The sequence below is a fragment of the Streptomyces sp. NPDC029151 genome, from assembly GCF_055564315.1.
On sequence record NZ_JBVHWQ010000001.1, the window covers coordinates 119165 to 139655 of the forward strand.

The window sequence follows — 20491 nt, forward strand, 5'->3', positions numbered from 1 at the left end:
CAACTCCGCACGGACCGCGAAGGATTGCATGTACCGGGCTTTGATCGTGTGCAACTCACGGTACCCGGGGGACCCGGGCGTCCTGCACGAGCTCCAGGGCCCGAAGGCCGACGGGCTCCTCCTGCGCGACGCGCTCACCGACCCGACGGCGGGTCTCTTCCAGCGCAGCGAGGTACGTCTGGTCACCGAGGCCGACGCCGCGGAGATCATCCGCGCGGTCGACGAGTTCTTCAGCACCGCGGAGTCCGACGACACCCTGCTCTTCTACTACAGCGGGCACGGCCGCAACCGCAACCGGAAGCTCTTCCTGTGCGCGAGCGACACCCGGACCGACAGACTGCGCTCGACCGCCCTCCCGGCGGCGACGTTGTCCGACGCCATCACCGACAGCTTCGCCCAGGTGAAGATCGTCATCCTGGACTGCTGCCACAGCGGCGGTTTCAAAGGCGACGACGGCCTCCTCGACGCGCTGTCCGGCGAGGGTCGCTATCTGATAGCCGCCACCTCGGAGGCGGACCGGGCGGCCGACGCGGAGGCGCGCGGCGACCCGAGTCCCTTCACCCGCGCACTGGTCGACGGCCTGCTCACCAAGGCCGTCGACCGCAACGCCGATCACGTGGTCGACCTGGACGACCTCTTCACCTACCTCGCGCAGGTCAGATTCGACGGCCACGCACCGCACCGCACCTTCGACGGGGCGGGGGCGGTCCCCATCGCCCGCCGCCCGGCGCCGACGGCCGAGCAGCCGGCCGGCCCCCCGCCGCCCCCGGAGCCCGGACCCACCGTCGACGACGCCCGCGGCAGGGCTCTTCCGGCGTCCATGGACGACATCGCCCCGGGCGAGACGCTCAGCGAGAAGCGCATCGAGGCGTTCCGGCGCGACCTGAAGGACGACATGGCGGCCACCCTGCCCGAGCAGCTGACGTCCGGCGAGTTCCTCCAGCGGGCCGGGCTCCTGAAGAACGGGCACCCCACCCTCGCCGGTGTCCTGTTGTTCGGGCAGAACCCGACGGCACTGCTGCCCTCGGCGATGGTGCGCTGCGTCCGGTTCCGCGGGACCCGCAAGACGGATCCCGTGGAGAGCCGCGAGCTGCACGGCACGGTTCCCGAACTCATTGTCCAGGCAAGGGATTTCGTGGCGAGATCGGCCACGCTCGGCGAGTCGCCCACCGCCGGGAGCGCGTACAGCGAGCCCGCCTACCGCTATCCCATGATCGCGGTACGGGAGATCATCGCCAACGCCGTCGTCCACCGTGACTACACCGACCACGCGGCCTGCGTGCAGGTCCACGTCTTCGACGACCGGATCGAGGTGATCAGTCCCGGCTCCTGGAGCGGCCCGTCGCACAGGCTCGACGGGCAGGTACGGCTGAGCGCCCTGGAACGCCAGTCACAGCCCCGCAACTTCCGTCTGGCCCGGCTGCTGACCTGGGTCAAGCTGGTCGAGTCCGTCGGCCTGGGAGTGCCCCGGTCGGTCGCGGACTGCCAGACGGTGGGCTCGCCGGAACCGGTGGTGGTGATCCGGCACGGGATGATCACGGTCACCCTCTTCCCGACCGCGCCCGCGGAGGTCCGCGACACCGCTGCGCCGGCGCGGGCGGAGGACGGCGCCGTCTCCTCACGGCACCTGGACCCGGCGCGCATCGCCGAGGTGGTGACACGGGACCCCGGCGGCTCGGGCTATCGGGTGACGAACGACTGCGTGCTCACCGCGGCCCACGTGGTGCGGGGCGAGACCGAGATCCGCCTGCGGTTCACCTTCGGTCCCGAGGAGTGGACCGGTCCGGCGACGGTCGCCTGGGCGGACGACAGCGCGGACGTCGCCCTCCTGCGGTTCGAGCCGCCCGGCCACGCCCCCGTCGTCCCTCCCGTGCGCTACGGCCGCGTCACGGGCCGGCCGGCGGTGGTCACCGTGGAAGCCGCGGGCTTCCCCGCCTACAAGTGGCGCGTCGGGCGGACTCTCTCCGATCTCGCCCACGTGTTCGGCACCGCGTCCACGCTCTCCAACCTGCGCAGCGGCACGCTGGAAATCACCGTGAACGGCGCTCCGAGCGAACCGGCCGGCGGTGGTCCCTCTCCCTGGGCGGGGATGGGGGGCGCACCGGTGTGGGCCGAAGGGCGCATCGTCGGTGTCGTCAACGCGGTCAACCCCTCGGAGGGCCCCGGTCACCTCGAAGCGGTCCGGATCGAGCGCCTCCTGACCGGGCCGCCCGAGCAGCAGGAGCTCCTGGCCGCGCTGATGGGGCTCGGACCGCTGGACAAGCTGCCCGAGATCCCGAGCCCGGAGCCCGAACGGGTGGCCCCTTATGCCGACCACGTCCGAGCCCTGGCTCCGGCGGTGCTGCACGACCGGGATCCGGAACTGACCGAGCTGGCGGCCTTCTGCCACGGGGACGAGCCGTACACCCTCTGGCAGGGTGCCCCCTGGTCGGGCAAGACGGCCCTGCTGTCCGCCTTCGCCCTGCGTCCCCCCGCCGACGTCGACGTCGTGGCGTTCTTCGCCTCCCACCGCGTCGCGGAGCACGCCGACAGCATGGCCTTCACCGACGCGCTCGTCGAACAACTGGCCTGGCTGCTCGACGAACCCGTGCCCACGGCCACGATGCTCGCCGGGGCACGGGACCGGCTGCGGGCCCGCCTGCTCGGGCTCGCCGCGGCCCGGGCCCGCTCGGAGGGCCGGCGGCTGCTCCTCCTGGTCGACGGTCTCGACGAGGACCGGGGCCCCCTGACCGGCCTGCCCAGCATCGCCTCGCTGCTGCCCCAGCAGCCCGGAGAGGGCCTGCGCGTGCTCGTCGCCGGCCGTCACACGCCGCTGCCCGACGACGTCCCCGCCCGGCACCCGCTGCGCCAGTGCCGGATCCGCGTGCTGAGCCCGTCCCCCATGGCCCGGAACGTCTCCCGGGACGCCTTCAACGAGCTGTACACCGTACTGACCGCGAACCAAGACAACCAGGACGTCATCGGGCTGCTCGCGGCCCGTCCGGCCGGGATCACCAGGGCGGACCTGGCCCGGCTGACGGGCCAGGCCCCCTACCGGCTGGAGACGATCCTCAGGAGCGGCATCGGCCGCCTCCTCACGGTGGAGGAGAACGGCCCGGACGAGCCGCGGCTCCGCTTCGCGCACGAGGAGTTCCGCACGACGGCGGTGAAGCATCTCGGCCCGCGCCTCATGGCGATCTACAAGGAAGGCCTGGAGGACCGCTCACGCCAGTTCCGCCAGTAGGTCCCCGCCCTCCACCTGCTGGATCCGGGTGATGGCCAGCCGGGAGACACGGCCCGCCTTGGGGGCCGTGATCGTGGCCTCCATCTTCATCGCCTCGATCGTGGCGATCGTGGCACCCGCCGCCACCTCGTCGCCCTCGGCGACGGCCAGCGTCACCACACCGGCGAAGGGCGCCGCGACATGGCCGGGGTTGGAGCGGTCGGCCTTCTCCGTCACCGGGACGTCGGAGGCGGCCGCGCGGTCGCGGACCTGGATCGGGCGGAGCTGGCCGTTGAGCGTGGACATCACGGTCCGCATGCCGCGCTCGTCGGCCTCGCCGATCGCCTGCAGCTCGATCAGCAGCCGGACGCCGGGCTCCAGGTCGACGGCGTACTCCTTGCCCGGGCGCAGGCCGTAGAAGAAGGCCTTGCTGTCCAGCACGCTGGTGTCGCCGAAGGACTGGCGGTGCGTCTCGAACTCGCGGGTCGGACCGGGGAACAGCAGCCGGTTCAGGGTGGCCCTGCGGTCCTTGGCCAGCCCCTCGCGGTCCTCGGCGGACAGCTCGGGCACGGGCCTGGGCTCGGCGCGGCCCTGCAGCGCCTTGGTGCGGAACGGCTCCGGCCAGCCGCCGGGCGGGGTGCCCAGCTCGCCGCGCAGGAAGCCGATCACCGAGTCGGGGATGTCGAACCTGTCGGGGGTCGCCTCGAAGGCGTCCGGGGAGACTCCGGCGCCCACCAGGTGCAGGGCCAGGTCGCCGACGACCTTGGAGGACGGGGTGACCTTGACCAGGCGGCCGAGGATGCGGTCGGCGGCGGCGTACATCGCCTCGATGTCCTCGAAGCGGTCGCCGAGGCCGAGGGCGACGGCCTGGGTGCGCAGGTTGGACAGCTGGCCGCCGGGGATCTCGTGGTGGTAGACCCGGCCGGTCGGGGAGGCGAGGCCCGCCTCGAACGGGGCGTAGATCCTGCGGACGCCCTCCCAGTAGGGCTCCAGGTCGCCGACGGCCTGGAGGTCCAGGCCGGTGGGGCGGTCGGAGTGGTCGGTGGCGGCGACGAGCGCGGACAGCGACGGCTGGGAGGTCGTACCGGCCATGGAGGCCACCGCGCCGTCGACGGCGTCGGCGCCGGCCTGGATCGCGGCGAGGTAGGTGGCGAGCTGGCCGCCGGCGGTGTCGTGCGTGTGCAGGTGCACGGGCAGGTCGAACTCGCGGCGCAGCGCGGAGACCAGCTTGGCGGCGGCCGGGGCGCGCAGCAGGCCCGCCATGTCCTTGACGGCGAGGACGTGGGCGCCGGCCTCGACGATCTGCTCGGCGAGGCGCAGGTAGTAGTCGAGCGTGTAGAGGCGCTCCGACGGATCGTTGAGGTCGGCGGTGTAGCAGAGGGCGACCTCGGCGATCGCGGTGCCGGTCTCGCGTACGGCGTCGATGGCGGGGCGCATCTGGCCGACGTCGTTGAGGGCGTCGAAGATGCGGAAGATGTCGATGCCGGTGGCGGCGGCCTCCTGCACGAAGGCGTCGGTGACCTCGGTCGGGTACGGGGTGTAGCCGACGGTGTTGCGGCCGCGCAGCAGCATCTGGAGGCAGATGTTGGGGACGGCCTCGCGCAGGGCGGCCAGCCGTTCCCAGGGGTCCTCGGCGAGGAAGCGCAGCGCGACGTCGTAGGTGGCGCCGCCCCAGCACTCCAGGGAGAGCAGCTGCGGGAGGGTGCGGGCGACGACGGGGGCGACGGCGAGGAGGTCCTTGGTACGCACCCGGGTGGCGAGCAGGGACTGGTGGGCGTCGCGGAATGTGGTGTCGGTGACGCCGACGGTCGGCGACTCGCGCAGGTGCCGGGCGAAGCCCTCGGGGCCGAGGTCGACGAGGAGCCGGCGGGAACCGGCGGGCGGCTCGCCGGCGGGCAGCGGCGGCAGCTTGGTCAGCGGGTCGAGCAGCTCGGGCCGCTTGCCGTGCGGCTTGTTGACGGTGACGTCGGCGAGGTAGGTGAGCAGCTTGGTGCCGCGGTCGGCGGAGGAACGGGCGGTGAGCAGGTGCGGGCGCTGTTCGATGAAGGAGGTGGTGACCCGGCCCGCCTGGAAGTCCGGGTCGTCCAGGACCGCCTGCAGGAACGGGATGTTGGTGGCCACGCCGCGGATGCGGAACTCGGCGACCGCGCGCCGGGCCCGGCCGATCGCGGCCTGGAAGTCACGGCCCCGGCAGGTGAGCTTGACCAGCATCGAGTCGAAGTGCGCGCTGATCTCGGTACCGGCGTGGGTGGTGCCGCCGTCGAGGCGGATGCCGGAGCCGCCCGGGGAGCGGTAGGCGCTGATCCGGCCGGTGTCGGGGCGGAAGCCGTTGGCGGGGTCCTCGGTGGTGATCCGGCACTGGAGGGCGGCGCCACGGAGGGTGACCGTGTCCTGGGAAAGTCCGAGGCCGGCGAGGGTCTCGCCGGAGGCGATCCGCATCTGGGCCTGGACCAGGTCGACGTCGGTGACCTCCTCGGTCACGGTGTGCTCGACCTGGATGCGCGGGTTCATCTCGATGAAGACGTGGTTGCCGTCGCGGTCGAGCAGGAACTCCACGGTACCGGCGTTGCGGTAGCCGATCTCGCGGGCGAAGCGGACGGCGTCGGCGCAGATCCGGTCGCGCAGCTCCGGGTCCAGGTTGGGCGCGGGGGCCAGCTCGATGACCTTCTGGTGGCGGCGCTGCAGCGAGCAGTCGCGCTCGTAGAGGTGGATGACGTTGCCCTCGCCGTCGGCGAGGATCTGGACCTCGATGTGGCGGGGCTCGACGACGGCCTTCTCCAGGAAGACGGTGGGGTCGCCGAACGCGGAGGCGGCCTCGCGGGAGGCGGCCTCGATGGACTCGCGCAGCTGGGCCGGGTCCTCCACGCGGCGCATGCCGCGGCCGCCGCCGCCCGCGACCGCCTTGACGAAGACGGGGAAGCCGATCTCCTCGGCGGCGCGCACCAGTTCGTCCACGTCGGTGGAGGGCTGGGAGGAGCCGAGGACGGGGACGCCGGCCGCGCGGGCGGCGGCGACCGCGCGGGCCTTGTTGCCGGTCAGCTCCAGGGTGGCGGCGCTGGGACCGACGAAGGTGATGCCCGCCTCCTCGCAGGCGCGGGCCAGTTCCGGGTTCTCGGACAGGAAGCCGTAGCCCGGGTAGACGGCGTCGGCGCCCGCCCGGCGGGCGGCGCCCACGATCTCCTCGACGGAGAGGTAGGCCCGCACGGGGTGCCCCGGTTCCCCGATCTCGTACGCCTCGTCGGCCTTCAGCCGGTGCAGCGAGTTGCGGTCCTCGTGCGGGAACACGGCGACGGTGCGCGCGCCGAGTTCGTAGCCCGCCCGGAACGCGCGGATCGCGATCTCTCCACGGTTGGCGACCAGCACCTTGCGGAACATTCTGGATTCCCTTCAGCTGCCTGCCGGCGACGAACACCCTGATGTCCAGCCACGCCCTGCCGTACTCGCGGACACCATAGGGGGTGCCCGCGCGGGGCGAGGTGCGAAAACCATCACACCGACGGGGTGGGCGGCGCCACAGGGGCGCGCCGGGCCGGGCCGGTCAGAAGCGGCAGCGCAGCCCGTCGGGGAAGGCGGGCGGGGGCGCGGCGAGGGCCGCGCGGATCGAGTTCTCCAGGACGGAACGGTTCCGGGCGTCGCCGCCGTGCAGGCGCAGGGGTGCGGTGAGACCGGCCTCGGTGTTGCTGAGGAATCGGGGTGGTCCGGTGTGTTTGCAGCCGCGGGTGTGGAAGAGGAAGGGGTGGGCGAGGACGACGTCCCCGGCGCTGCCGGTGATTTCGGTGATGTCCCCCAGGGGTTCGGCCAGGACGAGGTCGAACAGCTCGCGGTGGCCGAGCCCTTCGGGATGGCGGGCGAGGACGTGGGCGGTACGGCGGTGGCTGCCCGCGGCGAGCAGGGTGCCGCCGCCGGTGGGCGCGATGTCGGAGAACAGGCCGATCAGGAGCAGTCCCTGGTGCGGTGCGTCGAGGGTGTGCCGGAACCAGTTGCCGTCGACGTGCCAGCCCTCCACGGGCACGGACCCGGCCGGCCGGTCGGCGCCGTGGGTGAAGTTCACCGGCCAGAACCCCCAGCCCCGGTCGCCGCGCCAGCGGCCCGGGCCGACCAGTTCCTCCACCGCCCGCGCGAGCACGTCGGGGAAGCAGGCGCGGACCTCGGGCAGGTCGAGCCGCTCCTCGATGTCGTAGGCGGCGGGCCAGGTCCGCGGGTCGGCGCGCTCGATGCCGGCCTTCTCCCGCATGCGCCGCCAGACCGCGTCCCGGACGGGGGCGGCGCGGCCCTCGTCGAACGCGCCGCGCAGCACGCAGTAGCCCCGCTCGGTGAAGTCGTCCAGGTCGGCGGCGGTGAGCACGGTCATGGCGTCACCAGTAGAGCTGCCAGTGGTCGGCGCACCAGACGCCGTGGCCCTGGAGGGTGAGGCGTTCGTCGCCGGCGCGCACGCTGCTGCTGGGGGCGACCTGGTGCAGGACGTGCCCGGAGTGGACGTAGAGCCGGCCGGGTGTGTAGGGGACGTACCGCTTGGGGTGGAAGCGTTGCAGGTCGGCGGCGCTCTCCACCCAGCCGCGGGCGAGCGAGCGGCGGAAGTCCCGGTACGTCGTCTCCCACAAGTTCAGTCCGCCGCCGGCCGCGGGCACCCGGAGCGGCAGGGTGAAGGAGAGCAGGCGGTCGGTGTCGGTGCCCGGCGGCCAGTCGAAGGCCTGGTACTGGAGGTCGAAGTGGACGGGCGCCTGGGGGCGGGTGAAGACGGCGGCCTCCAGCCAGATGTGGAAACCGGGCAGCGCCAGGTGGTCCGGGTAGCGGACGGGGGCGTCGAGGTGCTCGGCGAGGGTCGTGCCGATCAGGTCGTACAGGTCCTGGAAGTGCTCCAGGAGCAGGGGGCGGGCGGCGACGCCGTGGCGCTGGTAGCGTCCGCTCTCCGGCCGCTCGGCGACGTCCAGGTAGCTAGGGGTGCCGAGGGTGAGGAAGGCGGGTGGTTCGCCGCCGCGGGCGATCCAGTGCTCGCGCAGGGAGTGCACGCGTGCGCGTACGTCCTCGGTGTCGTCGGCGGTGAGCAGCGGCAGCTCGGTGATCATGCCGGGTCTCCCGTCAGCAGGTCCGTCAGCGAGGCGGTGATGGCGCCGTCGGCCCGGCGGTCGTACCAGTCGTAACCGGGCATCGGATTGGCCTCCAGGCACCAGTAGGTGCCGTCCGCGTCGCGTTTGAGGTCCCAGCCGGCGAAGGCGAGCCCCAGGTCCCGGGTGCGGGCCGTGAGCTGCGCGGCGAGGGCGGCGGGCAGGTCGTGGGGCCGGAACACGACGTCCTTTGGGGGTGCCGTGCGGTAGTCGACCGCGCCGGACACGGCCTCCTCGGCGTGCACGGTGTCCCCGCAGACGTGCACGCGCACGTCGCTGCCTGCGACGTACCGCTGGAGGTGCACGGGGCCCTGGTGCGGTGTGAACGCGTCGAACTCCTCCGGGCCGATCAGTCTGCTGTCGGCGCGCACGCCGGACAGCGCCTTGACGATGGCGGGTCCGGCGGCGGCGAACGCGCGCAGCCGGCCGGCGTCGGAGCTGGTCAGGCTCTCGGGGACGGTGAGGCCGCAGCGGGCCAGGGTGACTTCGTGCAGCGGCTTGGAGCCGTTGTCGCCGGCCGTGCCGGGGCGGTTGACGACGGGGCCCGGGACGGTGTCGAGCCAGGCGGTGAGCGCGGCCAGGAGGCCGTGCCACCGGGCGCGGAGCCCGGGGTCGTCCTCCAGGGCGGACAGGTCCGCGAGCCGGCAGTAGTAGCCGTCGCCGGGGCGCAGGTCGTGGCGCTGGTCGCGGGCGAGCAGCCAGCTGTCGCCGTCGTCGGGCAGCGCGAGGCGCCAGGCGCCGTCGGCGGCCAGCTCGGCGAGGTCGACGAGGGTGACGTCCGCGGCGGCCCGTGCGGTGAAGTGGGCGAGGGTGCCGTCCGTGGCGAGGCCGAGGGCGTAGATCACGGGAACAGCACCTCCATCAGCCGGGGGCCGAGGCCGAGCCAGACCATGCGCAGTTGCTCCAGTGCGGGGAACGGCTCGACGTGCACCAGGCGTGCGGTGGCGGTGCCGTCGGTGACCCGCCAGACCAGGGCGGCCAGGTCCAGGCCGAGGGCGTCGGCGGCGGCCGCGCTGCGGGACTCCAGGCCGAGGTGGTCGAGGTCGGCGGTGGTGCAGCGCCAGCCGCGGTCCCCGAGGACGACGACCGTCTCCGTCGCGGGGTCGTCGTCCGTCCAGCGGGCGCGGTAGGGACCGGTGCCGGGCGGCCGCTCGGGCCAGCGGTGGGCGCGCGCGGTGCCCATGTCCTCGACCCAGAAGGTCTCGCCCTGCGCGCTGCCGGGCCGGGGGTAGCCGCGGGAGAAGAGTTCGCCGTTGCCGGGTTCGCCCGCGCGCCGGGCGGTCACCGCGGCGGAGCGGGCGGTGCGGCCGGCGACGAGGGTGCCGGCCGGGCGGTTGACGACGGGGGCGGGGGTGAGCGCGGCCGCCGCCCACACCTGGGCGAAGCACTCGCCGAGGTGGAACTCGGCGTCCCAGCCGGTGCGGCGGTCGGGCGGGGCGGGCAGCAGGAGGACCAGCGGGACCACCGGGTCGACGGTCGCCGTGCCGGCGCGGGCGGTGACGGTGAACAGCTGGGCCGCGTCGAAGACGTCGAGGACGGCGACGGAGCGGCCCTGCTCGGTGACGTAGGCGGCGAGTTCGAGGGCCGTGGGGTCCCGGGGGTCGGCGACCACGACGAGGTCGGCGGGGGCGTCCGACGGGGGTGGTGTTCCGGTGTCAGATGACAAGGCCGCGCTCCCTGAGGAACCGGCTCGCCCGGGAGGCGCGCAGGACGGAGAGGACGTCGTCGGAGCCGGCGTCGGTGCGGGCGTCGCCGGGGTTGTCGGCGCGGGCGTCGGTGCCGGCCGCCGTGGGCGTGGGCCGGTGCGCGGGACGCGCGGTGGGCGGGGCGGCGGACCCGGTGGGCGTCCAGGCGCCGTCCGTGCCGTCCTTGAAGTCCTTCCCGTCCTTGGTGTCCTTGCGGTCCTTGCCGTCCTTGCGGTCCTTCAGGTCCTTCAGGTCCTTGTGGTCCTTGAAGTCCTTGCGGTCCTTGTAGTCCTTGAACTCCTTGCCGTCCTTGAAGTCCTTGAAGCTCTTGGCGTGCGGTCCCGCCGCGGCCTCCTCCACCTCGGGGGCGGGGGCCGGCGCGGGCGCGGGCCGGCGCAGGGCGGCGAGCAGGTCCCGGCGGTGGGCCGCCTTGAGGAAGGGCATCACCCTCGCCTCGTCGATCGTCCAGGTCATCGAACGGTTCCCTCCTCGGTCGGGTCCGGCTCGCTGCGGTAGCGCCGGAGGGCCTCGGCCAGGGCGCGCTGCGCCGCCGCGTGATGGGGGTTCAGGTTGCAGACGAGGTGGTCGGTGCCGAGGTCGCGGTAGCCGGCGAAGCCGGCGGCCAGGTCGGCGGGGGTGCCGCTGAGGACGGGCCGCCGCGGGTCCGGCGGCTCCACGGGGACGCCGGGTACGACGTTCACGCCGGCGGTGACGCGCAGGGTCGACGGGTCGCGTCCGGCGGCGGCGCAGGCCTCGCGCACGGTCCGCAGCGCGGGGGCGAAGCCGGCCGGGTCCCCGAACCAGCAGCCGTTCCACAGGTCGGCGTGGCGGGCGGTGGCCCGCAGCACGCGGGGACCGGAGCCGCCGATCAGCAGGGGCGGACCCGCCGGGCGTACCCCGCGCGGCCGAAGCTCACCATCGTGGACCCAGGAGTGACGGCCGTCGAATTCCGCCTTTCCGGTGCGCAGCAGTGACGCGATGATGTGCACGGCTTCCTCGAAGCGGGCCACCCGGTGATCGAATTCGATGCCGAACGCCTCGAATTCCGGCCGGTGCCAGCCGGCACCCAGTCCGAGAATGAGACGTCCATTGCTGATCGAGTCGAGCGTGACCGCCATTTTCGCGAGGACCGCGGGATTCCGGAAAGCCGTGCACAGGACGAGGGTCCCGAGCTGGATGCGGGAGGTGGCTTCGGCGAGCGCGCTGAGGGTGGTCCAGCATTCCCAGATGCCTTCGGCGGGCTCGCCGTCCGCACGGAAAAGCAGGTGGTCGAAACACCACAGGGAATCGAATCCGGCGGCTTCCGCCTGTCGGGCGAGGGCTCTTATCTCGTCGTACGAGGGCTGTTTTCCGGGGTATTCCGCCAAGGGCAGAGTAATACCGACCTTCACGGCGCGAAGCGTAGCAGCGGGGGTTGCGAGATCGCCATGTCCGGAGGCCGGGGTATTTCCCGCGAAGGATTTCTGCTCATTCTTGGGAAAGGTGGTTCTGGGGAGCCGGACTGACGTTCGGGCGCACCGCGCGGGCGGTGCTCGCGGCCGCCGCGCCGCGGAGCCGTCCCGCACGAGGAGCCGCCCCGCGCACCCCGGCCGGGCGACCGCCAGCCCCCCGGGGCACGAGCACCGAATCGGGTCCGGTCCTACGGAGGGGAGCGTCCAGTTACCGGAACGCACAGGGAACCTTTCGGTTTCGATCAGGAACTCTCGTATAGTGACCGCCAGTTCACCACCGGTGTCACGACGCCCCACCCGAGCCTTCCCGCCCGTCCCACCCGAGCCTTCCCGCCCGCCGCACCCGAGCCTTCCCGCCCGCCCCCACCCAGCCCTCTCTGCCGCGAGGACCAGACCGGACCGATGACCGCGCCCACGCATCCCGGCGACCGACCTTCCCTCCGTACGTTCGTCTCCGTCCTCGCCCTGACCGGTGTGCTGTCGGCGCTCGCGGTCTGCGCGGCCGTGGCGGTGGCGCCGGGCTCCGTCCGCGCCCCGCTGGCCTGGGGCGCGGGCGCGACAGCCGTCGTCCTCAGCGCTGCGGTGGCCACGGCCGCGCACGCCCTGCGCGCCGAGCGCACCACCCGGCGCAGGCTGGAGGGCGTCACCCGGGACGTCGGACGGCTGCTCCAGCAGCAGGCCCGTACGACCGAGGAGGCGCGCCAGGAGCAGCAGCGGCTCATCGACGAACTCGCCCAGCAGCGCACCGAGTTCACGGAGTCGTTCGCGGCCGAACGGGCCCGTCTGGAGGAGCGGGGCACCCGGGAGCTGGACCGGCTCCGGCAGGAGAACGCCCGGCTCTCGGGCGAGTTGGAGCGGGCCCGGCGGGACAGGGCCACCGCGCTCTCCGCGACCGCCAACGCCGCCGCCCGGATGCAGGCCCTCGCCACGGCCACACTCGCCGACCTGCGGGCGATGGAGGACCGGCACACCGACGAGGACGTGCTGGCCGACCTGCTCCACCTCGACCACCGCACCGCCCAGGCCGGCCGGCTCGCGGACTCCGTCGCCGTGCTGACGGGGGCGCGTTCGGGCCGTCGGTGGGCGCGGCCGATCGGGATGGAGTCGATCCTGCGCGGCGCGATGGGCCGGATCGCCGGCTACCGGCGCATCCGGGTGCACTCGGTCAGCGAGGCCGCCGTCGCCGGGCACGCCGCCGAGGGCGTGATGCACGCGCTCGCCGAACTCCTCGACAACGCCGCGAACTTCTCGCCTCCGACCGCCGAGGTCCACGTCTACGTGGAGGAGGTGCCGGCCGGGGTCATCGTGTCCGTGGAGGACAGCGGGCTGGTGATGGGCGAGGTGCAGCTGCGCCGCGCCGAGCGCGCGGTCTCCGGTGACATCACCGGGCTGGGCGGCCTGACCGGTACCCGGCTCGGCCTCGCCGTGGTCGGCCGGCTGGCCCGCAAGCACGGGCTGACGGTGTCGTTCCGGCCGTCGGCGCGCGGCGGCACGGGCGTGCTGATGCTCATCCCGCAGTCCCTCCTCGCCGGCCCCGCTCCGGCGGAGCCCGTCACCGCGGCCCCACGCCCACGGCCCGACCCGGCCACGGCGGCCCCACACGCGGGGGACGGCCCGGCCACCACGGACCCGCACCCGTGGAACGACCCGTCCCGCCCGGAGGGCGGCCCGCCCGCCGCGGTACCGGCCGCCGCGGACGCCGCCGCCGCCGCCCACGCGTCCGCCGCGCCGCCGGAACCCGGGCCGGCCGGGCTGCCCAGACGGCGCCGGGGCCGTACGCTCGCCGCGGCCGAACGCGCCCGCTCCGCGCCGGGCACCGCCACGTCCGCCGCCACGCCGGCCGCCGACGAGGGCAAGGCCCGCGCGGCCCGCTTCAGCAGCTTCCGCCAGGCGGTACGCCCGGCGGCGCCCGCGCCCGTCGCGGACGACCGGGCCACTTCCCCGGCCCCGGCCCCCCAGGCCGACCCCGCGCACGCCACGGCGCCGGACGTCCGGGGCACCGTACCCGTGCGGGACAGCCGTACGGCCGACGCCCCGCACAACCCCGCCCAGGACGGCCCCGTGCCGGACGGGCACGACTCCTCCCGTACGGCCGGCGAAGCCTCGTACGGCGCTGCCGGACACGGCTCCCCCGGCCCCTCCCACCCGCACGCGCACCCGGAAGGCGACACCACTTCATGACCGGCCCGACCACCGCCGACGACAAGCTGACCTGGCTCCTGGTGGGCCTGCTGGAGAGGACCCCCGGAGCCCGGCACGCGCTCGTGCTGTCCCGGGACGGGCTGAAGCTGTGCCGTACGCCCGAGCTGACCGTCGACCAGGCCGACCAGCTCGCCGCGATCGCCGCCGGCATCCAGTCGCTCTCGCACGGAGCGTCCATGGAGTTCGGTGACGGAAGCGGCGGGGTGCGCTCGGCGATGACGGAGTTCTACGGCGGTGTGCTCTTCATCGTGGAGGCGGGTGCCGGCGCCCACCTGGCCGTGGTCACCACGGAGGAGGCGGACGCCGGTGTCGTCGGCCACAACATGAGCGAACTGGTGGAGCAGCTCGGCGAGCACCTGACCGCTCTCCCCCGCAGCTCATGAGCCGACCGGGCATGAACCGGCCGGGCCGGGACGATGCCCCCGACCGGCTGTACACCCTCACCCAGGGACGCACCCGGACCGGCCCCGACAACCCCTTCGACCTGGTCACCCTCGTCGTCGCCGAGTCGGAGCCGGTGACCGGGATGCAGTCGGAGCACGTGGCGATCCTGAAGCTGACCCGCTCCCCCACCTCGGTGGTGGAGATAGCCGCCGAGCTGCGGCTGCCCGTGGGCATCACCAAGGTGCTGCTGGCCGACCTGCTGGCCGCGGGCCGGGTGAGCGCCCGCCATCCGCACCGGCCGGCCATTACCGATCCCGACATCCTGGAGCAGGTGCTCGTTGGACTCCGCAACCTCTGAGGCACGCACCCCCCTGGGTGCCTCCGCCGACCAAGGTTTCAAGATCGTGGTCGTGGGCGGCTTCGGCGTCGGCAAGACCACGCTGGTCCGCTCGGTCAGCGAGATCCGTCCCCTCAACACCGAGGAGACGATGACGCAGGCCGGTGCGACGGTGGACGACATCCGCCAGGTGCGGGGCAAGTCGGCCACCACGGTCGCCTTCGACTTCGGCCGCATCACCCTGGACGCCCGCAACGTGCTGTACCTGTTCGGGGCGCCGGGGCAGGAGCGGTTCTGGTTCCTGTGGGACCGGCTGTTCACCGGCACCCTCGGCGCGGTCGTGCTGGTCGACACCCGGCGCATCGACGACTCCTGGTACGCCATCGACCGGCTGGAGCACCACGGCACGCCGTTCGTCGTCGCCTGCAACGACTTCGGCGGCCCCATCCGCGCCGGTGCGGAGGTCCGCGAGGCCCTGGACCTGGATCCGCGGGTGCCGCTCGTCGACTGCGACGCCCGCTCCCGGGAGTCGGGCAAGCAGGTGCTGATCACACTGGTGCAGCACGTGAAGAACCGGTACGCCGACCCGTCCGCGCGGACGGGCCTGCCCCGACAGGAGTTCGCGTGACCACATCCGACGCCGTCCCGCTCAGCGGACCCCGGTTCCAGACCGAACCCGCCCGGCTGTACCGGGAGATGCGGCGCGACCACGGCGCCGTCGTCCCGGTCCTGCTCGACGGCGACGTCCCGGCCTGGCTGGTGCTCGGCTATCGCGAGCTGCACCAGGTCACCGGTGACCCGGCGCTGTTCAGCCGGGACTCGGACCTGTGGAACCAGTGGGAGAACATCCCCGCCGACTGGCCGCTGCTGCCGATGATCGGCCGCAAGCAGCCGTCGATCCTGTACACGGTCGGCGAACGGCACCGGCAGCGCGCCGCCATGATCAGCAACGCGCTGGAGGAGGTGGACCCCTTCGAACTGCGCGGGCACGCCGAGCGGTTCGCGGACGAGCTGATCGACGCGCTGTGCGCCGCGGGCGAGGCGGATCTGGTCGCGCAGTACGCGATGCTGCTGCCGGTGCGGGTCCTGGCCCGGCTGTACGGCTTCCCGGACGAGGACGGCCCCGGGCTGGTCACCGCCCTCAACGACATGATCGACGGGCGGGAGCGGGCGCTGGCCGGGCAGGCCCATCTGGCCGCGTCCATGGGGCAGTTGCTGGCCGACCGGAGGAAGGAGCCCGCGGACGACGTGGTCTCCCGGATGCTGGCCGACGAGAGCGGGTTCACCGACGAGGAGATCGCGCAGGACCTGATGGTGATGATGGCGGCCGGGCACCAGCCGACCGCCGACTGGATCGGCAACTCCCTGCGGCTGATGCTGACCGACGACCGGTTCGCCGCCTCCCTGTTCGGCGGGCGCCACAGTGTCGCCGAGGCGATGAACGAGGTGCTGTGGGAGGACACCCCGACGCAGAACGTGGCCGGCCGCTGGGCCGCCCGCGACACGCGCCTCGGCGGCCGGGCCGTCAAGGCCGGCGACCTGCTGCTGCTCGGACTGCAGGGGGCCAACTCCGATCCGCAGGTGCGGACCGACGCCTCGGCGCTGACCGGCGGCAACAACGCGCACTTCTCCTTCGGCCACGGCGAACACCGCTGTCCGTTCCCCGCGCAGGAGATCGCCGAGGTGATCGCGCGGAGCGGCATCCAGGTGGTCCTGGACCGGCTCCCGGACATCGACCTGGCGGTGCCCGCCGGGTCCCTCGTCCGCCGCCCCTCGCCGTGGCTGAGGGGGCTGAGCCGGCTGCCCGTCCGCTTCACCCCCGTACCCGCCCTGTGACGACCCGCTGTCGCGCCGTGCGCCCGGGCCACGCCCCCGGGACCGGCGTCGTGCTCGCCGTACTTCCGACCCCTGCCCTGGGAGGCACGTCACGATGACGACCGGTACCGAAGCACCACGCATCGCCCTCGACCCCTTCGTCACCGACCTGGACGCCGAGAGCGCGGCGCTGCGCGCGGCCGGCCCGCTCGCCGCGGTCGAACTGCCCGGCGGGGTGCCGGTGTGGGCCGTCACCCACCACGCGGAGGCGAAGGCGCTGCTCACCGACCCGCGGCTGGTGAAGGACATCACCGTGTGGGGCGCCTGGCAGCGCGGGGAGATACCCGCGGACTGGCCCCTGATCGGTCTGGCCAACCCGGGCCGCTCCATGCTCACGGTGGACGGCGCCGACCACCGGCGGCTGCGCGCCCTGGTCGCGCAGGCGCTCACCCCGCGCCGGGTGGAGCGCATGCGGGAGCGGATCGAGAAGCTCACCCAGGACCTGCTGGACGCGCTGCCCACGGACGGCTCCGTGGTCGACCTGAAGGCGGCGGTCGCCTATCCGCTGCCCATGTACGTCATCGCCGACCTCATGGGGATCGAGGAGGCGCGGCTTCCCCGGCTGAAGGCGCTGTTCGAGAAGTTCTTCTCCACGCAGACCCCGCCCGGGGAGGTCGTCGCGACCCTCACCGAGCTGGCGCGGATCATGGCGGAGACCGTCGCGGCCAAGCGGGCCGAGCCCGGTGACGACCTGACCAGCGCGCTGATCCTCGCCTCGGAGGACGGCGACCGGCTCACCGACGAGGAGATCGTCTCCACCCTCCAGCTGATGGTGGCGGCGGGTCACGAGACGACGATCTCCCTGATCGTCAACGCCGTCGTCAACCTCTCCACCCACCCCGAGCAGCGCGACCTGGTGCTGTCCGGACAGGCGGAGTGGCCGGCGGTGATCGAGGAGACCCTGCGCTTCTCCACCCCCACCTCGCACGTCCTGATCCGGTTCGCGACCGAGGACGTGCCGGTCGGCGACTCGGTGATCCCGGCCGGGGACGCGCTGATCGTGTCGTACGGCGCGATCGGACGCGACGAGAACGCGCACGGCCCGACCGCCGGGCGGTTCGACATCACCCGCGGGACGGGGAACCGGCACATCTCCTTCGGCCACGGCCCCCATGTCTGCCCCGGCGCCGCGCTCTCCCGGCTGGAGGCGGGCATCGCCCTGCCGGCGCTGTACGCCCGCTTCCCCCACCTCGACCTGGCCGTCCCGGCGGCCGAACTCCGCCACAAGCCGGTGGTCACCCAGAACGACCTGTTCGACCTGCCGGTCCGGCTGAATCCGTAGCCCTCGCGCGAGAGCCCGCCGCCCGACTCCGCGCGGCTTGACTTCGAGCGGCTTGACTTCGAGAGCGCTCCAGCCCATAGCGTCGCCGACGGCGCGCGCAGGGCCCATGCCCGGCCTCCTCCACGGGATGCCGGGCGCCGGGATCCGTCGCTAGATGGAGACAGGCCGTGTGCCGTGCCGGACCGACGATCAAGGGTGCGAGAAAGGGATTCCTCATGCAGAAGCGCAGGCTGCGGGACCTTCAGGTATCGGCCATCGGGCTCGGGTGCATGGGCATGTCCGCGTTCTACGGCTCCGCCGACCGGGAGGAGGGCATCGCGACCATCCGACGCGCCCTCGACCTCGGCATCGACTTCCTCGACACGGCGCAGGTCTACGGGCCGCTCACCAACGAGTCACTGGTGGGAGAGGCCATCAGGGGGCACCGCGACGCGTACGTGATCGCGACGAAGTTCAACCACCGGCTGGACGACGCCGTACCGGGCGACATGAGCACGGTCGGTCCGCAGGACGGCTCGGCCGCGCACGTACGGGCCTCGGTGCACGGCTCGCTCCAGCGGCTCGGCACCGACCACATCGACCTGTACTACCAGCACCGGGTGGACCCGAACGTCCCCGTCGAGGAGACGGTCGGCGCGCTGGGCGAGCTGGTCGCCGAGGGCAAGGTGCGCTACATCGGGCTGAGCGAGGCGAGCGCGGAGACCATCCGGCGCGCCCACGCCGTCCACCCGATCACCGCGGTGCAGAGCGAGTACTCGCTGTGGTCGCGGGACGTCGAGGCCGAGGTGCTGCCCGCCTGCCGTGAGCTGGGCATCGGCTTCGTGCCGTACTCGCCGCTCGGCCGTGGCTTCCTGGCCGGCCGCTTCAGCTCCCCGGACGAGCTGGACGCGAACGACTGGCGCCGCGAGAACCCCCGCTTCACGGACGCCAACCTGCAGGCCAACCTGAGGCTGGCGGAGAAGGTGAAGGAGATCGCCGCCGAGAAGGAGGTGACCCCGGCCCAGCTGGCCATCGCCTGGGTGCTGGCGCAGGGCGAGGACCTGGTGCCGATCCCGGGCACCAAGCGCCGCACCTACCTGGAGCAGAACGCCGCCGCGAGCGGCATCGAGCTGACCGCGCAGGACCTGGCCCGCATCGACGCCGAACTGCCGCGGGCGGCGGGTGAGCGGTACGACGAGGCGGGGATGCGCACGGTCAACCGCTGACCCGGTGCCCCGCTTCCGCACCCTCTGTGAGGAACCCCACGCGGGTGCCAACTCGCCGGTGCGCCACGGCGTTTGAGGAGGGCCGGCCCGGGGCGGCTAGCCGCCCGGCGCCGACCGCGGTGTCCCGTCTGCCACCATGGTCGGCGCCCTGACCAGGCGGCCCGGCCGTGCAACGCCGCCGGACCGACGGGATCCGCCGGTCTGCTCCGATCGCCTGGTTGTGTACCCCGCCGTGTCCTCTTCCTCTCCGTCCGCCCTGCCCCCGTCCGCGCCCGCCACCGCCCCGGCCTCACGTTCGCCGTGGCGTTCCCTGCGGTACCGGAGCATGCGGTGGTGGTCGGCCGCCAACTTCGTCTCCAACGCCGGTACGTGGATGCAGCTCACGGTGCAGAACCTGCTGGTGCTGCACATCACGGGCTCGGCCGCGGCCACCGGACTGTCCATGTCCGTCCAGGCGGCGCCCGCGCTGTTCGTGAGCGTCCTCGGCGGTGCGGCCGTGGACCGCTGGCCCCGGAAGCTGACGGTCGCCGTGAGCCAGGCCCTGCTCGGCGCGGTCGCCTTCACGACGGCGCTGCTGGTGGCGCTGGACCGGATCGACATGACGGCGCTGCTGGTGCTGGCCGCCGTGACCGGTGTCATCGCCACCGTCGACGGTCCGGCCTGTGCGCTGCTCGGCAACGATCTCGTACCGGTGGCCGACGTGCCGTCCGCGATCGGCGTGGGAGCACTGGTGCACAGCTCCGGCCGGCTGGCCGGTACCGCCCTGGCCGGCGTGGCCGTCGGCTTCCTCGGCACCGGCGCCGCGTACGCGGCGAACGGGGTGTCGTTCCTGTTCGTGGCAGCGGTGGTGCCGTTCCTGCGGCCGGCGCCCGGGACCGCGTCCCGGGAGCCGGGTCCGCGGGCGGTCGCGGCGCCCGGGGAGATGACCGTACGGGAGGGTCTGTCCTTCTTCGCGCGCCGGCCCCGCCTGGTCGCGCTCGCGGGCATCACCGGGCTCAGCTCGGTCTTCGGCCGGAACTACGGCCTGACGCTCGCCGTCCTCGTCACCGGCCCGCTGGCGGGCGGCGCCGGGGCGTTCGGCACCGTCTCCACCGTGCTCGCCGTCGGCGGGATCCTCGGCGCGGTCCTCGGCGCCCGGCTGCGCAGGCCGTCCGTGCGGACCGTGGGCCTGCTCGCGGCGGCGGGCGCGCTGCTCCAGGTGGTGGCGGGTCTGTCGCCGTCACTGGCGGTGCTGCTGGTGCTGGTCCTGCCGATGGCGGTCGTGGAGTCCGTCTCCGACACCGCCGGTACGGCCGTGCTGCAGACCGACCCGCCGCCGCATCTGCGGGGCCGGGTACTCGGGGTGTGGAGCAGCATCGGCACGGTGTGGAGCCTCGGCGGGCCCCCGCTGCTGGGCCTGCTGATGGAGTGGGCCGGGGCGCGCGGCGCCCTGGTGGCCGGCGGGCTGCTGATCGCCGGGTCGGTCGGCACGGGCCTGCTCCTGCGCCGCCGCGGCGGACCGGTACCCCTGACGCTGCGCACGAGGGACGGCGACGTCACCGGCCGCGAGGCCCTGCAGACGGCGGCCTGACGGACGCAGCGCGGCCCGGCGGGGGGACTCTCCCGGGGCCGAGCTCGGTCATCCCGGCCGGAGCGAGGACGGTCGCCCCGGCGGAGGTCCGCCGTCCCGGCCGGGAGCCATTGCCGAGGTCAACCGCCCCGGCCGAACCCAGCGGTCCCGGCCGCAGTGAGCCGCCCTGGCGGAGGCCAGCCGCCCCGGCGGC

The 20491-nt window shown here is 73.7% G+C and carries 16 protein-coding genes; 9 read left to right on the forward strand and 7 right to left on the reverse strand.

All coding sequences use genetic code 11. The features are described from left to right. Positions 1-28 precede the first annotated feature (28 nt). Entirely contained in the window at positions 29-3223 is a 3195-nt protein-coding gene (locus tag ACZ4VF_RS00545; RefSeq protein ID WP_467922251.1) for a caspase, EACC1-associated type, read from the forward strand. Here ACZ4VF_RS00545 and ACZ4VF_RS00550 read toward each other — a convergent pair. The 7 genes from ACZ4VF_RS00550 to ACZ4VF_RS00580 all read right to left on the reverse strand — a co-directional run bounded on the left by ACZ4VF_RS00550 (position 3203) and on the right by ACZ4VF_RS00580 (position 11383). Beyond that, the gene (locus tag ACZ4VF_RS00550; RefSeq protein ID WP_467922252.1) at positions 3203-6577 is read right to left on the reverse strand and encodes a pyruvate carboxylase; all 3375 of its coding nucleotides are present in this window, start codon (positions 6575-6577) and stop codon (positions 3203-3205) included. The two genes, ACZ4VF_RS00545 and ACZ4VF_RS00550, sit on opposite strands and share 21 nt — an antisense overlap. 163 nt (positions 6578-6740) lie before the next feature. Further along, positions 6741-7553, reverse strand: coding sequence for a phytanoyl-CoA dioxygenase family protein (locus ACZ4VF_RS00555; protein WP_467922253.1), 813 nt, complete (start codon positions 7551-7553; stop codon positions 6741-6743). Between the two features lie 4 nt (positions 7554-7557). Next, complete coding sequence (locus tag ACZ4VF_RS00560) at positions 7558-8268, reverse strand: hypothetical protein (RefSeq protein WP_467922255.1); 711 nt, start codon at positions 8266-8268, stop codon at positions 7558-7560. After that, positions 8265-9152 (reverse strand): ATP-grasp domain-containing protein, encoded by an 888-nt coding sequence (locus ACZ4VF_RS00565; protein WP_467922256.1) that lies wholly within the window; start codon positions 9150-9152, stop codon positions 8265-8267. The genes ACZ4VF_RS00560 and ACZ4VF_RS00565 overlap by 4 nt, the downstream gene beginning before the upstream one ends. Further along, positions 9149-9973 carry a hypothetical protein gene (locus ACZ4VF_RS00570; protein ID WP_467922257.1) on the reverse strand — a complete coding sequence of 275 codons (825 nt, stop codon included), beginning with the start codon at positions 9971-9973 and terminating at the stop codon, positions 9149-9151. Before ACZ4VF_RS00570 ends, ACZ4VF_RS00565 begins: the two co-directional genes overlap by 4 nt. Further along, positions 9963-10466 carry a hypothetical protein gene (locus tag ACZ4VF_RS00575; protein WP_467922258.1) on the reverse strand — a complete coding sequence of 168 codons (504 nt, stop codon included), beginning with the start codon at positions 10464-10466 and terminating at the stop codon, positions 9963-9965. The genes ACZ4VF_RS00570 and ACZ4VF_RS00575 overlap by 11 nt, the downstream gene beginning before the upstream one ends. After that, the gene (locus ACZ4VF_RS00580) at positions 10463-11383 is read right to left on the reverse strand and encodes an LLM class flavin-dependent oxidoreductase (protein WP_467922259.1); all 921 of its coding nucleotides are present in this window, start codon (positions 11381-11383) and stop codon (positions 10463-10465) included. Before ACZ4VF_RS00580 ends, ACZ4VF_RS00575 begins: the two co-directional genes overlap by 4 nt. A 462-nt stretch (positions 11384-11845) precedes the next feature. Here ACZ4VF_RS00580 and ACZ4VF_RS00585 point away from each other — a divergent pair, with 462 nt between their 5' ends. From ACZ4VF_RS00585 to ACZ4VF_RS00620, 8 genes are all read left to right on the forward strand, one after another. Continuing rightward, positions 11846-13624, forward strand: coding sequence for an ATP-binding protein (locus ACZ4VF_RS00585; protein ID WP_467922260.1), 1779 nt, complete (start codon positions 11846-11848; stop codon positions 13622-13624). Beyond that, positions 13621-14028, forward strand: coding sequence for a roadblock/LC7 domain-containing protein (locus ACZ4VF_RS00590; RefSeq protein ID WP_467922261.1), 408 nt, complete (start codon positions 13621-13623; stop codon positions 14026-14028). Before ACZ4VF_RS00585 ends, ACZ4VF_RS00590 begins: the two co-directional genes overlap by 4 nt. An 11-nt stretch (positions 14029-14039) precedes the next feature. Beyond that, positions 14040-14387, forward strand: a complete 348-nt coding sequence (locus ACZ4VF_RS00595; RefSeq protein WP_388317053.1) for a DUF742 domain-containing protein — start codon at positions 14040-14042, stop codon at positions 14385-14387. Then, positions 14368-14994, forward strand: coding sequence for a GTP-binding protein (locus ACZ4VF_RS00600; protein ID WP_467922263.1), 627 nt, complete (start codon positions 14368-14370; stop codon positions 14992-14994). The genes ACZ4VF_RS00595 and ACZ4VF_RS00600 overlap by 20 nt, the downstream gene beginning before the upstream one ends. Then, positions 14991-16202, forward strand: a complete 1212-nt coding sequence (locus tag ACZ4VF_RS00605) for a cytochrome P450 (RefSeq protein WP_467922264.1) — start codon at positions 14991-14993, stop codon at positions 16200-16202. The genes ACZ4VF_RS00600 and ACZ4VF_RS00605 overlap by 4 nt, the downstream gene beginning before the upstream one ends. A gap of 94 nt (positions 16203-16296) precedes the next feature. Beyond that, positions 16297-17523, forward strand: a complete 1227-nt coding sequence (locus ACZ4VF_RS00610; RefSeq protein ID WP_467922265.1) for a cytochrome P450 family protein — start codon at positions 16297-16299, stop codon at positions 17521-17523. A 215-nt stretch (positions 17524-17738) separates the two neighbouring features. Next, positions 17739-18728: an aldo/keto reductase gene (locus ACZ4VF_RS00615; protein WP_467922266.1), complete on the forward strand. Its 990-nt coding sequence runs from the start codon at positions 17739-17741 to the stop codon at positions 18726-18728. A 325-nt stretch (positions 18729-19053) separates the two neighbouring features. Next, positions 19054-20298: an MFS transporter gene (locus ACZ4VF_RS00620; RefSeq protein ID WP_467922267.1), complete on the forward strand. Its 1245-nt coding sequence runs from the start codon at positions 19054-19056 to the stop codon at positions 20296-20298. Positions 20299-20491 lie beyond the last annotated feature (193 nt).

What these genes read in the sequence shown, in the direction of transcription:
- ACZ4VF_RS00610 (WP_467922265.1), top strand. Translation starts at nt 16,297, where the DNA reads ATGACGACCGGTACCGAAGCACCACGCATCGCCCTCGACCCCTTCGTC.
- ACZ4VF_RS00555 (WP_467922253.1), bottom strand. Translation starts at nt 7,553, where the DNA reads ATGACCGTGCTCACCGCCGCCGACCTGGACGACTTCACCGAGCGGGGC.
- ACZ4VF_RS00585 (WP_467922260.1), top strand. Translation starts at nt 11,846, where the DNA reads ATGACCGCGCCCACGCATCCCGGCGACCGACCTTCCCTCCGTACGTTC.
- ACZ4VF_RS00560 (WP_467922255.1), bottom strand. Translation starts at nt 8,268, where the DNA reads ATGATCACCGAGCTGCCGCTGCTCACCGCCGACGACACCGAGGACGTA.
- ACZ4VF_RS00550 (WP_467922252.1), bottom strand. Translation starts at nt 6,577, where the DNA reads ATGTTCCGCAAGGTGCTGGTCGCCAACCGTGGAGAGATCGCGATCCGC.
- ACZ4VF_RS00575 (WP_467922258.1), bottom strand. Translation starts at nt 10,466, where the DNA reads ATGACCTGGACGATCGACGAGGCGAGGGTGATGCCCTTCCTCAAGGCG.
- ACZ4VF_RS00595 (WP_388317053.1), top strand. Translation starts at nt 14,040, where the DNA reads ATGAACCGGCCGGGCCGGGACGATGCCCCCGACCGGCTGTACACCCTC.
- ACZ4VF_RS00620 (WP_467922267.1), top strand. Translation starts at nt 19,054, where the DNA reads ATGCGGTGGTGGTCGGCCGCCAACTTCGTCTCCAACGCCGGTACGTGG.
- ACZ4VF_RS00615 (WP_467922266.1), top strand. Translation starts at nt 17,739, where the DNA reads ATGCAGAAGCGCAGGCTGCGGGACCTTCAGGTATCGGCCATCGGGCTC.
- ACZ4VF_RS00590 (WP_467922261.1), top strand. Translation starts at nt 13,621, where the DNA reads ATGACCGGCCCGACCACCGCCGACGACAAGCTGACCTGGCTCCTGGTG.
- ACZ4VF_RS00545 (WP_467922251.1), top strand. Translation starts at nt 29, where the DNA reads ATGTACCGGGCTTTGATCGTGTGCAACTCACGGTACCCGGGGGACCCG.